10 protein-coding genes are annotated in these 16,260 nt (G+C 38.7%); 2 read left to right on the top strand and 8 right to left on the bottom strand.

What is annotated here, in order from left to right; genetic code table 11:
* Window positions 1–4: 4 nt before the first annotated feature.
* The 4 genes from ACYQ3L_RS03540 to ACYQ3L_RS03525 form a co-directional block, all read right to left on the bottom strand.
* Window positions 5–1,987 carry a RagB/SusD family nutrient uptake outer membrane protein gene (locus ACYQ3L_RS03540; protein WP_379993358.1) on the bottom strand — a complete coding sequence of 661 codons (1,983 nt, stop codon included), beginning with the start codon at window positions 1,985–1,987 and terminating at the stop codon, window positions 5–7.
* Between the two features lie 15 nt (window positions 1,988–2,002).
* A complete protein-coding gene (locus tag ACYQ3L_RS03535; protein WP_379993359.1) occupies window positions 2,003–5,101 on the bottom strand; it encodes a SusC/RagA family TonB-linked outer membrane protein in 3,099 nt (1,032 codons plus the stop codon).
* Between the two features lie 18 nt (window positions 5,102–5,119).
* Complete coding sequence (locus ACYQ3L_RS03530; protein ID WP_379993360.1) at window positions 5,120–6,391, bottom strand: IPT/TIG domain-containing protein; 1,272 nt, start codon at window positions 6,389–6,391, stop codon at window positions 5,120–5,122.
* Between the two features lie 323 nt (window positions 6,392–6,714).
* Complete coding sequence (locus tag ACYQ3L_RS03525; RefSeq protein ID WP_459952325.1) at window positions 6,715–6,924, bottom strand: hypothetical protein; 210 nt, start codon at window positions 6,922–6,924, stop codon at window positions 6,715–6,717.
* A gap of 270 nt (window positions 6,925–7,194) precedes the next feature.
* Here ACYQ3L_RS03525 and ACYQ3L_RS03520 point away from each other — a divergent pair, with 270 nt between their 5' ends.
* Both ACYQ3L_RS03520 and ACYQ3L_RS03515 read left to right on the top strand, forming a co-directional pair.
* Window positions 7,195–7,320, top strand: coding sequence for a hypothetical protein (locus tag ACYQ3L_RS03520; protein WP_379993362.1), 126 nt, complete (start codon window positions 7,195–7,197; stop codon window positions 7,318–7,320).
* 92 nt (window positions 7,321–7,412) lie between these two features.
* The gene (locus tag ACYQ3L_RS03515) at window positions 7,413–9,047 is read left to right on the top strand and encodes a hypothetical protein (protein ID WP_379993363.1); all 1,635 of its coding nucleotides are present in this window, start codon (window positions 7,413–7,415) and stop codon (window positions 9,045–9,047) included.
* Between the two features lie 43 nt (window positions 9,048–9,090).
* Here ACYQ3L_RS03515 and ACYQ3L_RS03510 read toward each other — a convergent pair whose 3' ends face one another.
* The 4 genes from ACYQ3L_RS03510 to ACYQ3L_RS03495 form a co-directional block, all read right to left on the bottom strand.
* A complete protein-coding gene (locus ACYQ3L_RS03510) occupies window positions 9,091–11,835 on the bottom strand; it encodes a hybrid sensor histidine kinase/response regulator transcription factor (RefSeq protein WP_379993364.1) in 2,745 nt (914 codons plus the stop codon).
* A gap of 86 nt (window positions 11,836–11,921) precedes the next feature.
* Window positions 11,922–12,809: a carbohydrate kinase family protein gene (locus ACYQ3L_RS03505; protein WP_379993365.1), complete on the bottom strand. Its 888-nt coding sequence runs from the start codon at window positions 12,807–12,809 to the stop codon at window positions 11,922–11,924.
* A gap of 27 nt (window positions 12,810–12,836) precedes the next feature.
* Window positions 12,837–14,000, bottom strand: a complete 1,164-nt coding sequence (locus tag ACYQ3L_RS03500) for an MFS transporter (RefSeq protein WP_291112036.1) — start codon at window positions 13,998–14,000, stop codon at window positions 12,837–12,839.
* 12 nt (window positions 14,001–14,012) lie between these two features.
* Window positions 14,013–16,229 carry a glycoside hydrolase family 32 protein gene (locus tag ACYQ3L_RS03495; RefSeq protein ID WP_379993366.1) on the bottom strand — a complete coding sequence of 739 codons (2,217 nt, stop codon included), beginning with the start codon at window positions 16,227–16,229 and terminating at the stop codon, window positions 14,013–14,015.
* Window positions 16,230–16,260 lie beyond the last annotated feature (31 nt).

The following is a 16,260-nucleotide window of genomic DNA, read 5'->3' as shown; positions in this document are numbered from 1 at the left end:
ATAATTACCATTCAGGATTTTGAGTTAATTTCGAGTTCTTATTTAGAACAGATTTTGGTATCGGACAAAAATAATTTTTATATGCAAATGAACGCCGGGTAAGCTTATCCGATAAAGTAGTCACTGTATAGAATGCTTTTCTATCACTTCTCTTTGCCTTCACATTCATCCCTCTGATAGGGCGATTATAAGCATCCATGGCATCTTGTCCCCAACGCCTCAAATCATGATAACGACGGCCTTCACACATAAATTCCAATCGGCGCTCCCGTTTAATTAAATCCCGCATTTCAGACTGGCTGGAAGCATCCGCAATTGATATTCCCGGAAGTCCGGCTCTATACCTTATTTGATTAAAAGCGCTCCTTATCTCCGAAACATCGCGGCTTACGGTTATACCAGAAGCATCATCAGTATATGGCTGGTTAAGTTCATTTAAAGCTTCTGCATAATTCAACAATATCTCTGCATATCTGAAAATAGGAAATGCTTTTTCCCGTACTGTAGCTTTAAGATTATCTTCTGAATGAATATATTTCTTACACGTATATCCTGTTCTGTTATAGTCGTCCGGATAATTCTGACTAGGTTGCGCATTCCCGTCAGCATAATATGTTACTTCAGAGTTTTTCAGACTGCTATCAGATCCCGTGTACGATGTTCCTGGCCATAAAGTATGACAGAATCCGACAGATGCATAAAATCTGACTTCCCTATTATCATACATCTTGGCAGTATTACCCATTAGCTGATACCCGGAAAATGCATAACCGGTCCCAATAGCTTCATAAGCAGTCGCCGAAGAAGGATAAGGGTACTCGACGGTCGATTCAGATATATCAGAACCATCTTTCATGTAATAAGCATCTATCACGTCCTGGGTCAGGTTCAGTCCATTACCCCCTCCTAAAAAAGTAGGAGCAGCGATCCACATTGGTGAATCTCCTGTACGGCTGGGTACACATGAATATATAAACTCATCATTTAGTAATCTGGGTACCTCCCCGTTAAATATATAAGAATATGATCTGAACGGATCTATATTCCCCGCACCATTTGGGAAATCTGCAGCAGATACGTTTGCGGGAAGAGATGGTGTATCTGCTTCTTTAGGAGTCGTATACAGCTTATAAATATTCATATTCATAATTCGCTTTGCTGCCACAGCCGCTTTTCCCCACTTCGAATTATCCTCTGTCTGATTTATAAAATGATTTCCATCTGTTCTTGTCCAATCAGCATAAAATTTATTGCCATTATACCACGGGCTGGCAGCGTATAGCAATACTCGTGACATTGTAGCCAAGGCAGCGCCTTTAGATGGAATATTTATATCCGCTGAAGCTTCTCTTTTTTCGGGTAAATACTCATATGCCGATTCCATATTTTTGCAGATATAATCGACACATTGATCGTAAGTGGCACGTTCCAATGACATAGCTTCAACATCTGAATCCACAGGGAACGCCTGATCGGGAACGATTGGCACAGGACCATATTGGAGTAACAATAAGTAATAATAATATGCCCTGAGAAAATAACACCGTCCAATATAATCACGCCTGTCTATATCAGAGATATCCGGCACCTCATTTATCCGCTCTAAAACAATATTTGCTTTACGTATTCCGGAATAGTACCGGGGCCAATTATTAAAATACGAGTTAAACGGCGTAATTTCATCCAGTAAATATTTTATACCTGCATGGCGGTCATCATTCCACGAAGTAAAGTTTTCATCTGATGCTCCTTGAAAAGGATTGGGCGAACTGGTCCATAGGTTACCCTCATTAGGCAGATACGATGCAGCTCCACGAATGTACTGGTCGACCAAATCCTGCCTCTGAAATATAGAATCTAACTGGGTCATATTATTAAAATAGCTATCAACATCCAGATAGTCATCACAGGAAATGAAACCCCAGGAAAGAATAAAGACAACGAAAGCCAGTATAGCCTTATATATATTGTATTTTATTTTTTTCATAATCTTAGTTATTTATTAGAATGTTAAGAACAACTGAACCGTATATAATCTTTGCAAAGGATATACCCCTCCATTAGCAGAGGCTTGCCCCGGATCCCATAGCTTGACCTTGTCCCAAACATGCAGATTATCGCCAATGAGACTTAATGTCGCAGTATTCAATCCAAATCTTTTGAGCCATGTAGGGGCAACAGTATATGACACCTCTACATTTTTCAATCTTACATAACGGCCATCGGCTAACCAAAACGTAGAATTCCTGTTATTATTCTTATTCTCGCCATACGTCAAGCGAGGGAAACGCGCATTTGGATTTTCCGTATCCTTTGTTCCTGAATAGGAAGCAGGAGTCCATCTGTTCGATTGATCCGAAGCAATTGTGAGTAAGTTACCCCGCGACTCCCAGGCAAAAGGGTAATAGCCTGTACCTCCATAAAAATATTCTACTTTTCCCACACCTTCTATTAAAGCGCTAACCCGAAGATTTTTCCAGTTAAATTCCAAACCTAACCCATATTGAATCTGAGGTACATTGGAATATGACAAAGGAACTATATCATCGTCATTGATAACTCCATCACCATTAACATCTTTATATTTTATGTCTCCGGGAAGCACATTATCCATAAATGTTTGCTTAGGACTACTCTTTACATCATCTTCATCTTGGAAAAGGCCTAAAGCGATCAGTCCTCTCTGAACTCCATACGGAACACCTGTATATGACTGATAAGGATAGTTTACGCCGGATTGCTCCCAATATTCGACTTTATTCTTTGCAAAAGTTAAGTTACCTCTCATAGTGAAACTCATATCTGGGTTGATAGGCTGAGTATATTCCAGGGTACCATCTACCCCCCAGGATTTCATAGAGCCTATATTCGTAAATGGCAATACAGATGACATCCCCGCTTCATCTGGAATATTTTCTCTCTGCTGAAATATACCGGTTGTTTTCGTCCTAAAAAAGTCAGTAACCAGATTAAACCGGTCATTATAAAACTTGGCATCAATACCTATATTCAGTTTCTTTGAAGTTTCCCATTCCAAATCCGGAGCACCAATCTGAGTTTCTCCAATACCGGTACCACCCCATGTTCCGGACCCGATATTATTAACAAGAGTCAGGTAAGGAAACCGTCTCGATGCAATTCTGTCATTTCCGACTTCGCCATATGAAGCCCTGAATTTCATGAAATTAATAAATGGCACATTTTTCCTGAACAAATCATATTGAGAAGGTACCCAGCCTACAGCTATGGATGGGAACAGTCCATAACGACTCCCTTTATTAAAGTTCTCAGAACCCGTATAACCTAAGTTACCCTCCAGCAGATATGTATCCACAAATGAATAAGTAGCCCGGCCCGAAAGAGCCTGATAGCGGCGTGGTATAGGTGCTAAATCTATATTATAACCATTGTTCTGGGCATCAAGGGTCCAATATGTATTTTTTTCTTCCTGTCTGTAAAAATGCACTAAACCCGTAATACGATGCTTTTTATCGAACAGCCTATTGTAGTTTGCTGTCGTTTCGAAGTAGAACATTCTATCCGAAGACGACCCCTGACTCGTTTTCAAGTCATTCTTTGTCACTTTTCTCTCTGTCCTTAAACTACCGTCAGAATTTCTTCCATTTTTAGGATCGGCATAATATAGATCCGGATTCATAGTCCTTGTAATAGAATGGGCTCCATTTGTTGCTAATGAGAACATAGCAGCGACAGACAAACCTTCCGTCAACATGCCCAGGTCTTGTTGAAGCCTGATATTCGTTTTAGCAGAATATGTTTCATTTGCTGCATATCCTGTATAATTCAATCTAACGTAAGGAGACATCTCATCCTGATTTTGGCCATATGCAGGCAATTGTCCATTAGAGTATTTTACAGGTAATAATGTAGGAGGTAAATTAGCCTGGGCTGACCATAAGGCCTGATTATTAGAGCCATCTCCGGGCGCATTTCTGGATATGAATACTGTCTCCAGATTGAGTGATAATTCTGTTGTTCTGGTTAAATTCGCATCAATATTTGCTCTGAAATTATACTTATGATAATCTACATTCGTATTTCTTGTTGAGGCAGACTTATCCTGTTTAAATACGGCCTCGCTATTCAGGATACCCAAACTCATATAATAACGGGACTTTTCGCCCCCCCCCGAAATACTCAAATGATGCTGGTTATTCCATACATGATCTTTTAGAATTACATCGCGCCAATTGACATTAGGATATAAGTCAGGATCGAGTTGAGTCCTGAATAATTCCAGCTCTGTCTGAGTATATATAGGAAGATTTCCTCTTACAGCGCGAGCTTCATTTGCCATAGACGCGTAAGTATATGCATCAGCATATTCCGGCATACGGGGTGAATACGAATAAGTAGCATTGGTCTTGAAATTAATCTGCAATTTTCCGGCCTTACCTCTTTTTGTGGTAACAACCACAACCCCATTTGCGCCACGCGTACCGTATACGGCTGTAGAAGATGCATCTTTTAAGACGGAAAAACTTTCTATATCCGCAGGGTCAAGAGTATTTATATCTCCCTCTATTCCATCGATCAGCACTAAAGCCGATTGACTGGCTCCAAATGTACTGATACCACGTATCCAGAATTCGGAGAAGTTACTGCCTGGTTCTCCGCTTCTTGTTACTGATATTATACCGGGTACACGTCCGCCCAGCATATTGCTAACCGAAACAGCTGGCACCTGCAAATCCTTAGTATCTACTGTAGTAACGGCTCCAACTACCGAAATCTTTCGTTGAGCACCGCGACCGGTAACGACTACTTCATCAAATTCATTTATTTTTTGTTTAAGAGCGATCTGTTCTCTCTCTTTAGATGACGTATATTGAATTTCCTTCGTTTCGTAACCTATATAAGAATAAACTAAAGTTGTATTTACCGGAAGGCCATTCAGTCGAAACCTCCCATCTACATCCGTAGCTGTTCCTATAGTCGCATTACCTTTTACTGATATGGCAACCCCAATTAATTCCAGTCCGGCCTCGTCTATTATAGTACCGGCTACATTTATAGTATTCTGTGCCGAGAGATTAAAAAATAAACAAAGTGCTATTAATATTAAATATATTTTTTTCATAATCATGATTTTGATCTATTATTCAACTGCATATTTACGCACACACATCCCCCAACCTTCTACAATCCAGAAATTACCCTGTCCGTCATTAGCGATATCGTACGGATAATTGAAAATCGATTCTTTAGGATTACCGTCCAGATTTCCTCCTTTATTGACAATTCCGGCTATTGTGGAAACGTATCCATCGATTATTGATATTTTTCTAATCACATGCCCACCATGGCCTTCTACTACGTAAATATTGCCATCTTCATCTACCGTCATCCCATTAGGTTGAGCAAATTTGCATTCATCCAGATAACCATCCAGAACAGCATTTCCGTTAAATCCTGCAAAAGCCGTAACGGTTTGTCCATCTTTACTTATCTTATATATCCCATAAGCCGCCTGAGCCGACCAATAGAAACAATCTTCAACCGGACTATATATTAAGTAGCTAACACTGGAACTCCCATCCCTCACTTTTTCATTGAGTATCTGTAATTCCTGATTACCAATATTAAATCTTCCAAACTTACCATTTGCGTCACAGAAGTATAACCACTGTTCCGTATCATCTAATGCCAATGCCCTCACTTCTCCGGCAACAATAGTTCCCAACTGGCCTATTCGGCTGGGACTCCATCCCGAATCTTTTGTATACATATAAATTGTATGAGGTTGTGTCTGCCCGGTTGCATAAACCCTTGTCTTACTTTTATTCACTGCGGGCTTACCTGCCTGAAAACCATTTTGTACAGTAATTACTGTATTATCAGGAACTGACACATACCGCACAGAAGGGTCATCCCGATGAAAGACAAGCATTGATTCATTATCTAATGCACCTACTCCCTGCAGATAATCGAAACGGGCATCTGTTAAACTACCGTCTATTTTACCTTTAATAGCAGGACTCCCGGCAACAGTGGATACATTTTCGGCTATTGTGTAATGGAAAGTTTTGCTTGTAGTAATATCTTTCTCATTTACCACAACTTTGATATAATTATCTCCTGCATTTTGGCGGGGAGCCAGACAATAAATTGTATTATTATCCACACCCACAACCGTTGCTTTACGCTCAGTAAGCTCATCTTTAAAAAAGACCTGGACATTGGATTTATTACTCCCAAAATTTGATCCTTTTATTATTACTTTTTCCCGGATACGCCCCGAATCGGGCATAAACGTCGTAACTTCTACAGGAATATTGGGATTATAATCCACATTCCCCGAAGACTTATTATCATCACCACAAGCTATGAGCAGAGTGAGACATAAGATGCAAAAAAATAGGTTTTTCATAATAACTTATTTGTTTTAATTGAGAAATTGATTTAGAATGAAGCAAGTTTATATCAACAGCCTGTTCATCCTACTATAGCTATAGTATTTTTAGATTTATCGAGAGCATTATCTTGTCATCATGGAAAAAGACAAGACTATTTGAAAATTAAAACAAGGCAATAATTTATCGTATGTATCTGATATGATTAATTATATATTATAAGAGCAAGGATATTCATTCATAGTTTCAGATTAGATTTTTCGGAATTAAAAAATCCCCTACTCCAGACTTTACATCTGGAGTAGGGGATTAAATAGACAATAAGAGTAATAAGTTAATATTACCCTGCCAGTATTATAATTTTGGTTATTTTTGCAAATTCTCTCTCTCTCTCTCTCTCTCTCTCTCTCTCTCTCTCTCTCTCTCTCTCTCTCTCTCTCTCTCTCTCTCTCTCTCTCTCTCTCTCTCTCAATAAAATAGAGTTAAGCACCAAATTTTCAACCGAAAAAGTGCCATTTAAATATGTTATATTTTTGTGTGTATTATGCATTAAATATTAGTTATATTTTAAATATTAGATTTTTATGTTCTTTTAAGTTTTTACGAAACATATAGATTAGAACTGGGTTATACATCACAAAATTCGTAAAAGATCAACAAACTAATAAGGGTGATTTCATTCAAAAAGGATGAAATTTAGACCGAAACAGCCACTTTCTCTATTTAATCAAAGAAATACCAAACAGTTTTTCCCTAGGGAATTAAAAGAGTATAAACAGAAGGGGTCGATGCTTATTTACCGGCTACTGAAACTGCATTTGTGACGGATGATAAGGGATTTATTAATGGAGTTCGCAAACGTGCACTAATTCCCGGAGACCAGATGCTTACTGCGACCAATCCGGACGAATTTAAACAGCATCCGGGATATAGTAATCAAAATTAACCGGAAATACGAAATATAATACTAATTTTAGATTACGAACCGGAAAAAGAAAAGCTACCGGTTGTAATTTTAATCTACCTTAATTTAAGTCGATGAAAAAAAACTTTTTTACTAAAGCTGTTGTAATAATAGCTACCGTCTATTTAATTATAATTCCATCGAAAATATATGGAGAAGAAAATTCGGGAATAAGAGAATATCCTGAAGCCTCAAAGGAAGAAAAAATTAATGAGAACCCGCCATATTCTATATCCGATTTACATTTTAAACGGATAGCAGCTACACGGAATGTTTATAATATGGGGCTTTTAATGAACGAACTTTCATTGAATTACAATATTTTTGAAGGAAACACGAATCTATATCCCAAACAGGCTGTCAGAGGAAATGCCTCGTTAAAACATATCGGACAGGAAGTAAAAATTACAAATAATTCAGCCCAGGTTTCGGAAGACTATATCCAAATTGGTAATTTCTATCCTTATGCAACTTACGATTTGGAATTTAATGGAAAATCCGGAAAATTTATCTATAAATTCGGTGATGACAAAAATTCACTGAAACTTATCTTTTCCATTAGCGGAAAAACATTGAATATCAGCAAGGTAGAAACGCTCAACAAAAAAGAAGGACAAGAAATCCACCTAACCGCAATCACAGATATAACGGACGATAGTTTCAATATCCGCCTGCAATTCTCGGGTGCATTCGGCCATGATTATCAGATATATATATCTACTTATTATAATGGACATACGACTTATAAATATAGTGTTCCCCTATCAATAAATACGACCCATATAGCAGAGATAGAAAACTATAAATGGCATGTCGGGGCAGAAACAAAAACCGGACAGGAGATCGGTATCAACAAAGCTAAATGTTGGTATGGCAATGGCTTCGGGCAAGCAGATCCCCATCCGGTTAATTTTGAAGACGGAAGTCCGGTTATTAAAGACGGCAAGCTGTTTTTTTCCGTATCCTTTCGCAGTGCCGATATATTAGGTATATTAAGCCTGAATATAAACACTATGGAATGGAAATGCGAGGGTATTGTTCTATATGAATTAGATGGGAAGATATGTAATTATATCGCATCTACCATTATTTATCAGCGGGATAAGCGCATATGGAGCCTGTTCACTCCGGCTCATGGCGGCGAACACGTCATTTATTATGGTGAATCTAATAAGAATCCCCTCTTTGGATTGACGCATGTCAGATTATCTATGTTAGACTATAATGAGGTAAAAGGAGACGAAGATATAAGTGTATTCTATGATAAAGATGCTGATATGTGGTATGCCGCGTATGCCAAACTTATCAATGGGCATTACAGTATTTCATTGTGTAAATCCGGATCGGTAAGTGGCAAATATGAAGAAATAGCAAATACAGGGAATGAGCCCTTTAATGTCACCGGGATTAATATACAGAAAATCGGAGGAAAAAGATATGTCTTATGTGGCAGTGACAAAGGCTATCTGATATTTTCATTTCCGAAATTAGAGTTCCTGGGTAAGTTTAATGTGGATTTTGAAGATGGAGGCTACCGCGGCTGGGGAACAGTAGTTCCGTTTCCTGACGGCATCGGCACTAAATATCTCTGGCTTACATTCGACAGGGGGAAGGGTAATGGAGGATATAATTGGTCGTATGGAGGATTATACTTATATCGTTCGGCCGAAAGGAATGAAGGTTATGAGTATCCATTGACTGATTTTTAGGATAATTCTATTTCCACACCTCGATGAAACCTGAACTCATCTATTACATCTGTTCGAGATATTCGGTCGGGCTTTCACCATAAATATCTTTAAAACATTTGGCAAAATAGGATGGTGAAGAGAATCCGGCCTCATATGCCACTTCGGATATCGATTTAACTTTACTGTTCAGCAACCGTTTTGCGTATTTAAGCCTTACTATTCTGATTAACTCGTTAGGGGAATAGTTTGTTAAAGATTTTATCTTCCGATAGAGTTGCGAACGGGAAAGCTTGAGATGATCAGCCAGTTCGTCTACATTTAATTCCGGATTGGAAATATATTCTTCAACATAAGCCTGAAAATCATTGATAAAGTTTTGTTCCATCTCTCCCAACGATTCTTTCTTTGTGTCGTTTATCAGGCTGTTACCAAAAGCCTCCTTTATTTTCTGACGGTTCTCTATCAATTTACGCACCCGTATTTTCAACAGATGTGCATTGAACGGTTTGGGTATATAAGCATCCGCGCCACTTTCGAAGCCTATCAATTTTTGTTCATCTAGCGAACAGGCAGTCAACAAGATAATAGGTATGTGGTTGGTCGATACATTCTCTTTTAACAAACTACATAGCTCAAATCCATCTTTTCCGGGCATCATTACATCACTGATAATAATATCAGGAATAAATTTCTTTGCTTTACTAAGCCCATCGACTCCGTTATCTGCCGTTATGATAGTATATTCTTTGTTGAGTATGTGCTGAATGAATTTACACATATCGTAATTATCCTCTACAACCAGCACCACAGGCTTATCTTCATTTTCAGAAGCTGTTAGTTGTAATTCCGTCCCAATCTCATCGGTCTCTGACTCGAGCCTGGATTCTGTATATCCCGAAACATATGAATCGGACATCACCGGATTGTCCGAAACAAGAGGCAACAAGACACAAAATGCAGTCCCCGTATTTTCGTCGCTCCATACATCTATTTTCCCTTTATGTGCCTCTACAAGCGCAGCAGTCAATGAAAGTCCTATACCTGTACCCTCGCTACCCTGATCTACCTTATAAAAACGATCGAAGACATTTTTCAATATTTCGGGCGGTATATATGATCCACTATTAAATACTGATAATTCGGCAAAATCCCCTCTTTCCAGATTCTTCTTTTTTAACTTGACCTTAACTTCTCCTGATATATTTACAAACTTCAATGCATTTGATATAAGATTAAAGTATATTTTTTCTACTTTTTCTTTATCAAAAACCATATCGAATGAAGTACCATCTGTCGAAAAAGAGAAGTTCACTCGTTTACGCTTAATCCATTCACTGAATAATGGATTTACATCTTCTATAAATTCTTTCAGGTTCCCTTCCGAAAAATGCATATTCATTTTGCCATTTTCATAGCTCCTAAACTCAATAATTTCAGAAATGAGATACAATAGACGGTTGCTATTTTTCTTAACCAGGGTAAGTAGTTCATGTTGCTCCTTCGTCAGATATCCGTCGGTAAGCAAAGATTCTACAGGTCCCAGTATGAGAGACAAAGGTGTCTTGAATTCATGTGAAATATTAGTAAAAAAAACTAATTTGGCATGCGTCGCTTCTTCCAACTGTTTCGATATAGCCAGCAACTGCTCTTTCTGCTCCCTGAGTTCTTCTGCCTGACGTTTTATTTCTTCATTTTGATGAGCAAGCAGCCGGTTCGCTTTACTTTTCGCCCGGTAAGCTTTAAATGAAACGAGCAAAAAGAAGGAAATAAGAACAATGGCTATAATAGAAATATAAAATAACGTTTTCTGATTGGTATACCTTACCAAGCTATCGTTTAATGAAGAATTTATAGAATCTATCTTCAACTGCTGTTCGGCTATTTGTTCGGTCTGCAACTGCAATACCCGCACGTTGCTCTTATCAACAACAGTAGTGTACAATGTATTTTCCCTGTCAAATGGTTGATTTTTCAATATCTTCATTGCCAGATCAATAACCTTATCTCCTCCCGTAGGATAAATGAAAGATGCGTCCTGAACATTATTCTGGATATTCTGTATTCCTCCGCCTTCACCGGATAGGGCATCAACCCCAATAATAAATGGAGTCTTACCGGTATATTTCCGGGATGCTTCGTATACACCTGCAGCCATCGGATCATTCATAGCAAACACGAGGTCTATATGTTCATATTCGCGCAATATATAGCTCATCTGAAGTTTAGCTTCCTCTTTCAGAAAATTCCCACGAGCCTCGGCAATAATCTGTATTTCAGGGTAATTCTTTAGTCCATCAACAAATCCTGCATGACGCTCAGCGTCGGAAGTAGAGCCATTCCATCCTCTCATCTCAACTACGTTTCCTCTTCCATTGAGTATACCTGCAGCATAAAGCCCGACTTCTTTGCCAATCTGATAATTATCGGCACCTACATAAGCTGTATAATCCTCTGTATCTATTCTTCGATCGACTAATATAACAGGGATACCGCTTTTATAGGCTTTTTGTATTACCGGCATCAGGGCTTTCGATTCATTCGGTGATATAATCAGGAGATTTACACTTTGTTCTATTAACCATTCAATATCTTCTATCTGCTTTTGTGTGTCATCTTTTACGCTCCGGATGATGATATTTGCATCCTTATGAAATCCGATTTCGCGTTGCATCTCATTATTCATCGTTTCACGCCACAGATCATCGCTACACTGCGATATACCTATGGTATAACGTACATCCTTGTCTTGCTTACAGGACAGAAAGAACAACAAAGCGATAAAACAAAGCAAAACTTTAATTTTCATGGCATCAAATTTAGAACAAAGTAATAAAAGTACAAAAAGCACTATTATGTTTAAATGGTGCTTTTTCAACAATATATGATAAGAGATCAGCCTCTGTTGTGGAACAGGTCTAAATAAGCATCGGCCAGTTTCGGCATTGCTCCATGTTGTAAACAGACGTAGGCCGAGACTTCTACTGCTAATTGATGGGCATCCTCGATCCGCTCTCCATGCAAATATGCCGCAACAAAAGCCGCCGTAAAAGAGTCTCCGGCACCAACAGTATCCGCTACATGGACTTTTGGTGTAGGCTGATATGATGTCTGGCGGGCAGTAAATACGAAGCTGCCTTCAGTTCCTTTTGTCAAGATAAGAATATTAAGATTATACTCATCGAGAAGCCTTTTACAGATATCCTGTTCCTCTTCATTCCAACCGAAAAGGGCCGCGATTTTAATAACCTCTTCATCATTAATCTTCATCATGTTAGCCATTTGCAATGATTCTTCTATGATCTCTCTGGTGTAATAATCTAAGCGTAAGTTGATATCGAATATCTTCAGACTGTCTTCGGGCATAGCAGCCAGAAACTTGCGGATAGTCTCACGTGAAACAGCACTTCGTTGGGCTAAGGAGCCAAAACATACAGTCTGCGTATTTTTTGCCAGATTCTCGGTACGGGCCGTAAATGGAATATTATCCCAAGCTACGTTTTCACAAATCTCATATTGCGGTACGCCCGATTTATTAAGCGTAACTTGTACCGTTCCGGTTGGATAGTCGGTTTTTTCTACCAGATAGTTGAGTTTTTTCTCTTCCAAACTTGATAAAATCTCTTTGCCCAGAAGATCTTCACCAATAGCACTGACCGCATATCCATTAAATCCGAACTGAGATACATGATAAGCAAAATTAGCGGGTGCTCCTCCCAAAACTTTACGTTCAGGGAATACATCCCAAAGGATTTCACCTAATCCTACTACAATATTTTTCATTTTGTCTATTATTTTTTCAATTTCACATTATGCAACTGTTATACTCCCTTTTAGCTTAAACGATATAAACAACAGGTAAACAACACCTATACTCATTACAGCCAACGCCCCTATCTGTGATGACAGCATGTCGGTAGCCAACCCCATGAAGAACGGGAAAACAGTTCCTCCGAAAAGTCCCATAATCATAAGTCCCGATGCCTCATTTTTCTTATCAGGATTTTGGAGTAAGGCTTGAGAGAAGATTATAGGGAAAATGTTTGAATTACCGAAGCCGATCAAAGCTATCGCAATATATAATGCAATCTTATTATCGAAAGTAAAAAATACCAGCATTGACAAGATCATACAAATGACACTTATCCCAAAGAATTTTTTAGGTGAAAAACGGGCTAATATAAATGCTCCACTAAAGCACCCTATTGTACGGAACAGAAAATAGACACTCGTCGAGTAAGTTGCATCCTGAAGAGTTATTCCCAGACGTTCCATTAATATCTTAGGAGCTGTTACATTAATACCTACATCAATACCCACATGGCACATTATTCCCAGAAAACAAAGTAATATAAATTTATTACCCAGCAAGGCAAAACACTCCTTAAATGATGCATTCTTACTATCTTCCTTTTCTTCATATATAGACGTGAATCCGAGCCAAAGGATCGCAATAACAGCTATTACCATGAATAAAGGGAATAGTAAGCGCCAATTCTCGAACATAAGTGCAGCCCGGGCCATTATGATAGGTGCTATAAAAGAAGCAATCGCCTTTATGAATTGTCCGAAAGTAAGGGAACTTGCCAGTTTATCTCCCTTTACGATGCTCGACAGCAATGGATTTAATGAAACCTGCATCAATGTATTACCAATCCCCAATAAGGAGAAAGATATGAGCATAGAGATGTATGAATAACTGATAACAGGTATAAGTAATGATGTTGCTGTTATAATGAGACTCAGAATTACAGTTCTACGCCGGCCTATTTTACCCATTAATACTCCGGTAGGTACCGAAAAAAGCAAAAACCAGAAAAAAACCATCGATGGAAAAATATTCGCTTCGGTATCGGTCAGCACCAGGTCTGCCTTTACATAATTAGATGCAGCACCTACCAGATCTACAAAGCCCATACAGAAGAAAGCCAGCATCACAGGCAATAGGCTTACGTATATACTTTTTTGTTTCATTTCAGATTATTATTATTTTAAATTATAGATATTCATATCTTCTATCTCAATTGTTTCCCCATCAGTTGCGAATACCAGTGAGTTGTACGGCTCGGTAGGAAAAACAAGATTCGTTTGCACCAACTCTCCGTCATTAACAAATAATTCGGTAGAAGCTTTATCAACAAACAGTCTTATTTTATAATAATCTTTGGCAACCAACGGTGCATTAATAAGGGCCGTAGCAAAATTATTGGAGAAATCAATCAGGCCGCTTTTCGCCCGGTCAACAGAAAGGGTATTTTTCTTCAGGTCGAATATGAAACGAATGTTTTCTCCTTTTATATTTACCAATTTAAACTCAAAACGATCCACTCCTTTCGGTTTTACTGAAAATTCAATCTCATAAGCTCCTTGGTTGTCTTTCAATAATTTCTCAAGGGTATATGTCTTGTTCACTTGTTTCTTTCCAATCTTTTCACCGTTTCTTCTTAGGTCTGCCATTTCTGCAATAGGAGGACTAGCCACCACTAAATGCTTACCGTTGTGTACCAGTTTCAATTCACGTACTAATGTGTTAGCGCTCGAAAAGTTTAGCGAAGGAACAGAATTTGCATAATCCCAGTTGTTCATCCACCCTATAAACAAGTGACGTCCATCTTTTGCCGGAACATTATTCCATGTTACTCCTGCGTAATTGTCCCGTCCATAATCGAGCCATAAAGGATAGCTGAGATTATCGGCCCTGAATGTTTTACCATCGAAGCTGCCTATGAAATACTGGGTAGCGCTGCCTCCATTAGGCCCTCCGGGGTTGATGCTTACAAACAATACCCATTTCGTTTGTCCATTATATGTCAAAGGGAGCAGATCAGGGCATTCCCACACCCCTGCATGCGAACCTGTACCTTCTCCAAATTCGCTCAGTTTATTCCATTCTTTGAGATTTTTCGAACCATAAAATGTTATCGTTTGCGATGTGGCTAAAGACATTACCCACTGCCCCGAAGCATCATGCCAAAAAACTTTCGGATCGCGAAAATCTGCAATATCAGGATCGGCCAATACAGGATTATGACCATATTTGGTGAATGTACGCCCCTTATCCGTACTATATGCTATAGATTGTGTCTGGGACTTTCCGGCTGAAGTATATATAGCCACCATTGCGTCTTTACCGAAACCTGCTGTATTATCCTTATCAATAACAGCGCTGCCTGAAAAGATTGAACCGAGCGAATCGGGAGCTAAAGCAACCGGCAGGTATTCCCACTTTTTAAGATCTTTACTCACGCTATGTCCCCAGTGCATATTTGCCCACTTCGATCCATATGGGTTATACTGGAAAAACAGATGATATTCGCCATCGAAATAAACCATGCCATTAGGGTCGTTCATCCACCCGTACAGTGGAGTATGATGATATAATGGACGATATGTTTCATCATAATTAAAATTAAAAGAATCAGATTGCTTAATATCATTCAAATGCTTATCTGTCTTTTTCGCATGGGCAAAAGTCAATGTTACTTTTTTCCCTTTATATTTCTCAATATCTATGGGAACCCAATAACTTATTTTCTCTGTCTGGGCAACTCTTATGTACATTGGTACGCCTATGGTTGTACCCTCGACCCCAAGTGTTATCAGAGACTCGGGACTGTCGTCGTCGATAGGGACAAGGATATATTTCTTGTCGGCATCAAAGGTTAATTCATAATCGACCATAAATACACTTTTTTCCGTATTGCTTTGTTCTATTTGGTCTACCAGTATATGTCCCCATCCACCGCGCTGATTATCAACAATGCGGATAATCGCTTTTTGTCCGGTATATTCTTTCACATTCCATGTCATCCATTGCAATGTTTCGGTTTCTACAACAGAACGCGATCTATGAATACTTTTATTATTTATAACTAATTCGATATAAGTGTCCTGATTCATTCCTCCACCTAGCAGGAAATTGATATAATCACGCTCAATAGTGAATTCTTGTGAAATAAGAGTTCCGCGGGAATCGTCTCCTCCGTTAAAACTATTAGCCAGGAACTTCCCTTTAAAGCCTTCTACATTCTGTTGCCCGGCATAATTTCCTGTGGCAGGTGTTGCACCGAAAGCATCGCCTTCGACTGTCCACTTATTATAAGTGCCGGATTCAAAATCTTCTATAATAATATCTGATTTTGTGGCACAACCAACAAGACTGAGGGCTAAAAGACCACCACAAATTTTTAATTTATTATTCATTTATATCCTATTTTGAAAGGTTTTACTTCAA

Source organism: Dysgonomonas termitidis (assembly GCF_054657735.1).
Note: the sequence above shows the minus strand (reverse complement) of the source record. Positions and strands in the feature narration are given on the sequence as shown.

Excerpts from the sequence above, each read along its gene's own strand:
- ACYQ3L_RS03525 (WP_459952325.1), bottom strand. The coding sequence starts at position 6,924 with ATGCATAATACACACAAAAATATAACATATTTAAATGGCACTTTTTCG.
- ACYQ3L_RS03500 (WP_291112036.1), bottom strand. The coding sequence starts at position 14,000 with ATGAAACAAAAAAGTATATACGTAAGCCTATTGCCTGTGATGCTGGCT.
- ACYQ3L_RS03495 (WP_379993366.1), bottom strand. The coding sequence starts at position 16,229 with ATGAATAATAAATTAAAAATTTGTGGTGGTCTTTTAGCCCTCAGTCTT.
- ACYQ3L_RS03535 (WP_379993359.1), bottom strand. The coding sequence starts at position 5,101 with ATGAAAAAAATATATTTAATATTAATAGCACTTTGTTTATTTTTTAAT.
- ACYQ3L_RS03530 (WP_379993360.1), bottom strand. The coding sequence starts at position 6,391 with ATGAAAAACCTATTTTTTTGCATCTTATGTCTCACTCTGCTCATAGCT.
- ACYQ3L_RS03515 (WP_379993363.1), top strand. The coding sequence starts at position 7,413 with ATGAAAAAAAACTTTTTTACTAAAGCTGTTGTAATAATAGCTACCGTC.
- ACYQ3L_RS03510 (WP_379993364.1), bottom strand. The coding sequence starts at position 11,835 with ATGAAAATTAAAGTTTTGCTTTGTTTTATCGCTTTGTTGTTCTTTCTG.
- ACYQ3L_RS03505 (WP_379993365.1), bottom strand. The coding sequence starts at position 12,809 with ATGAAAAATATTGTAGTAGGATTAGGTGAAATCCTTTGGGATGTATTC.
- ACYQ3L_RS03540 (WP_379993358.1), bottom strand. The coding sequence starts at position 1,987 with ATGAAAAAAATAAAATACAATATATATAAGGCTATACTGGCTTTCGTT.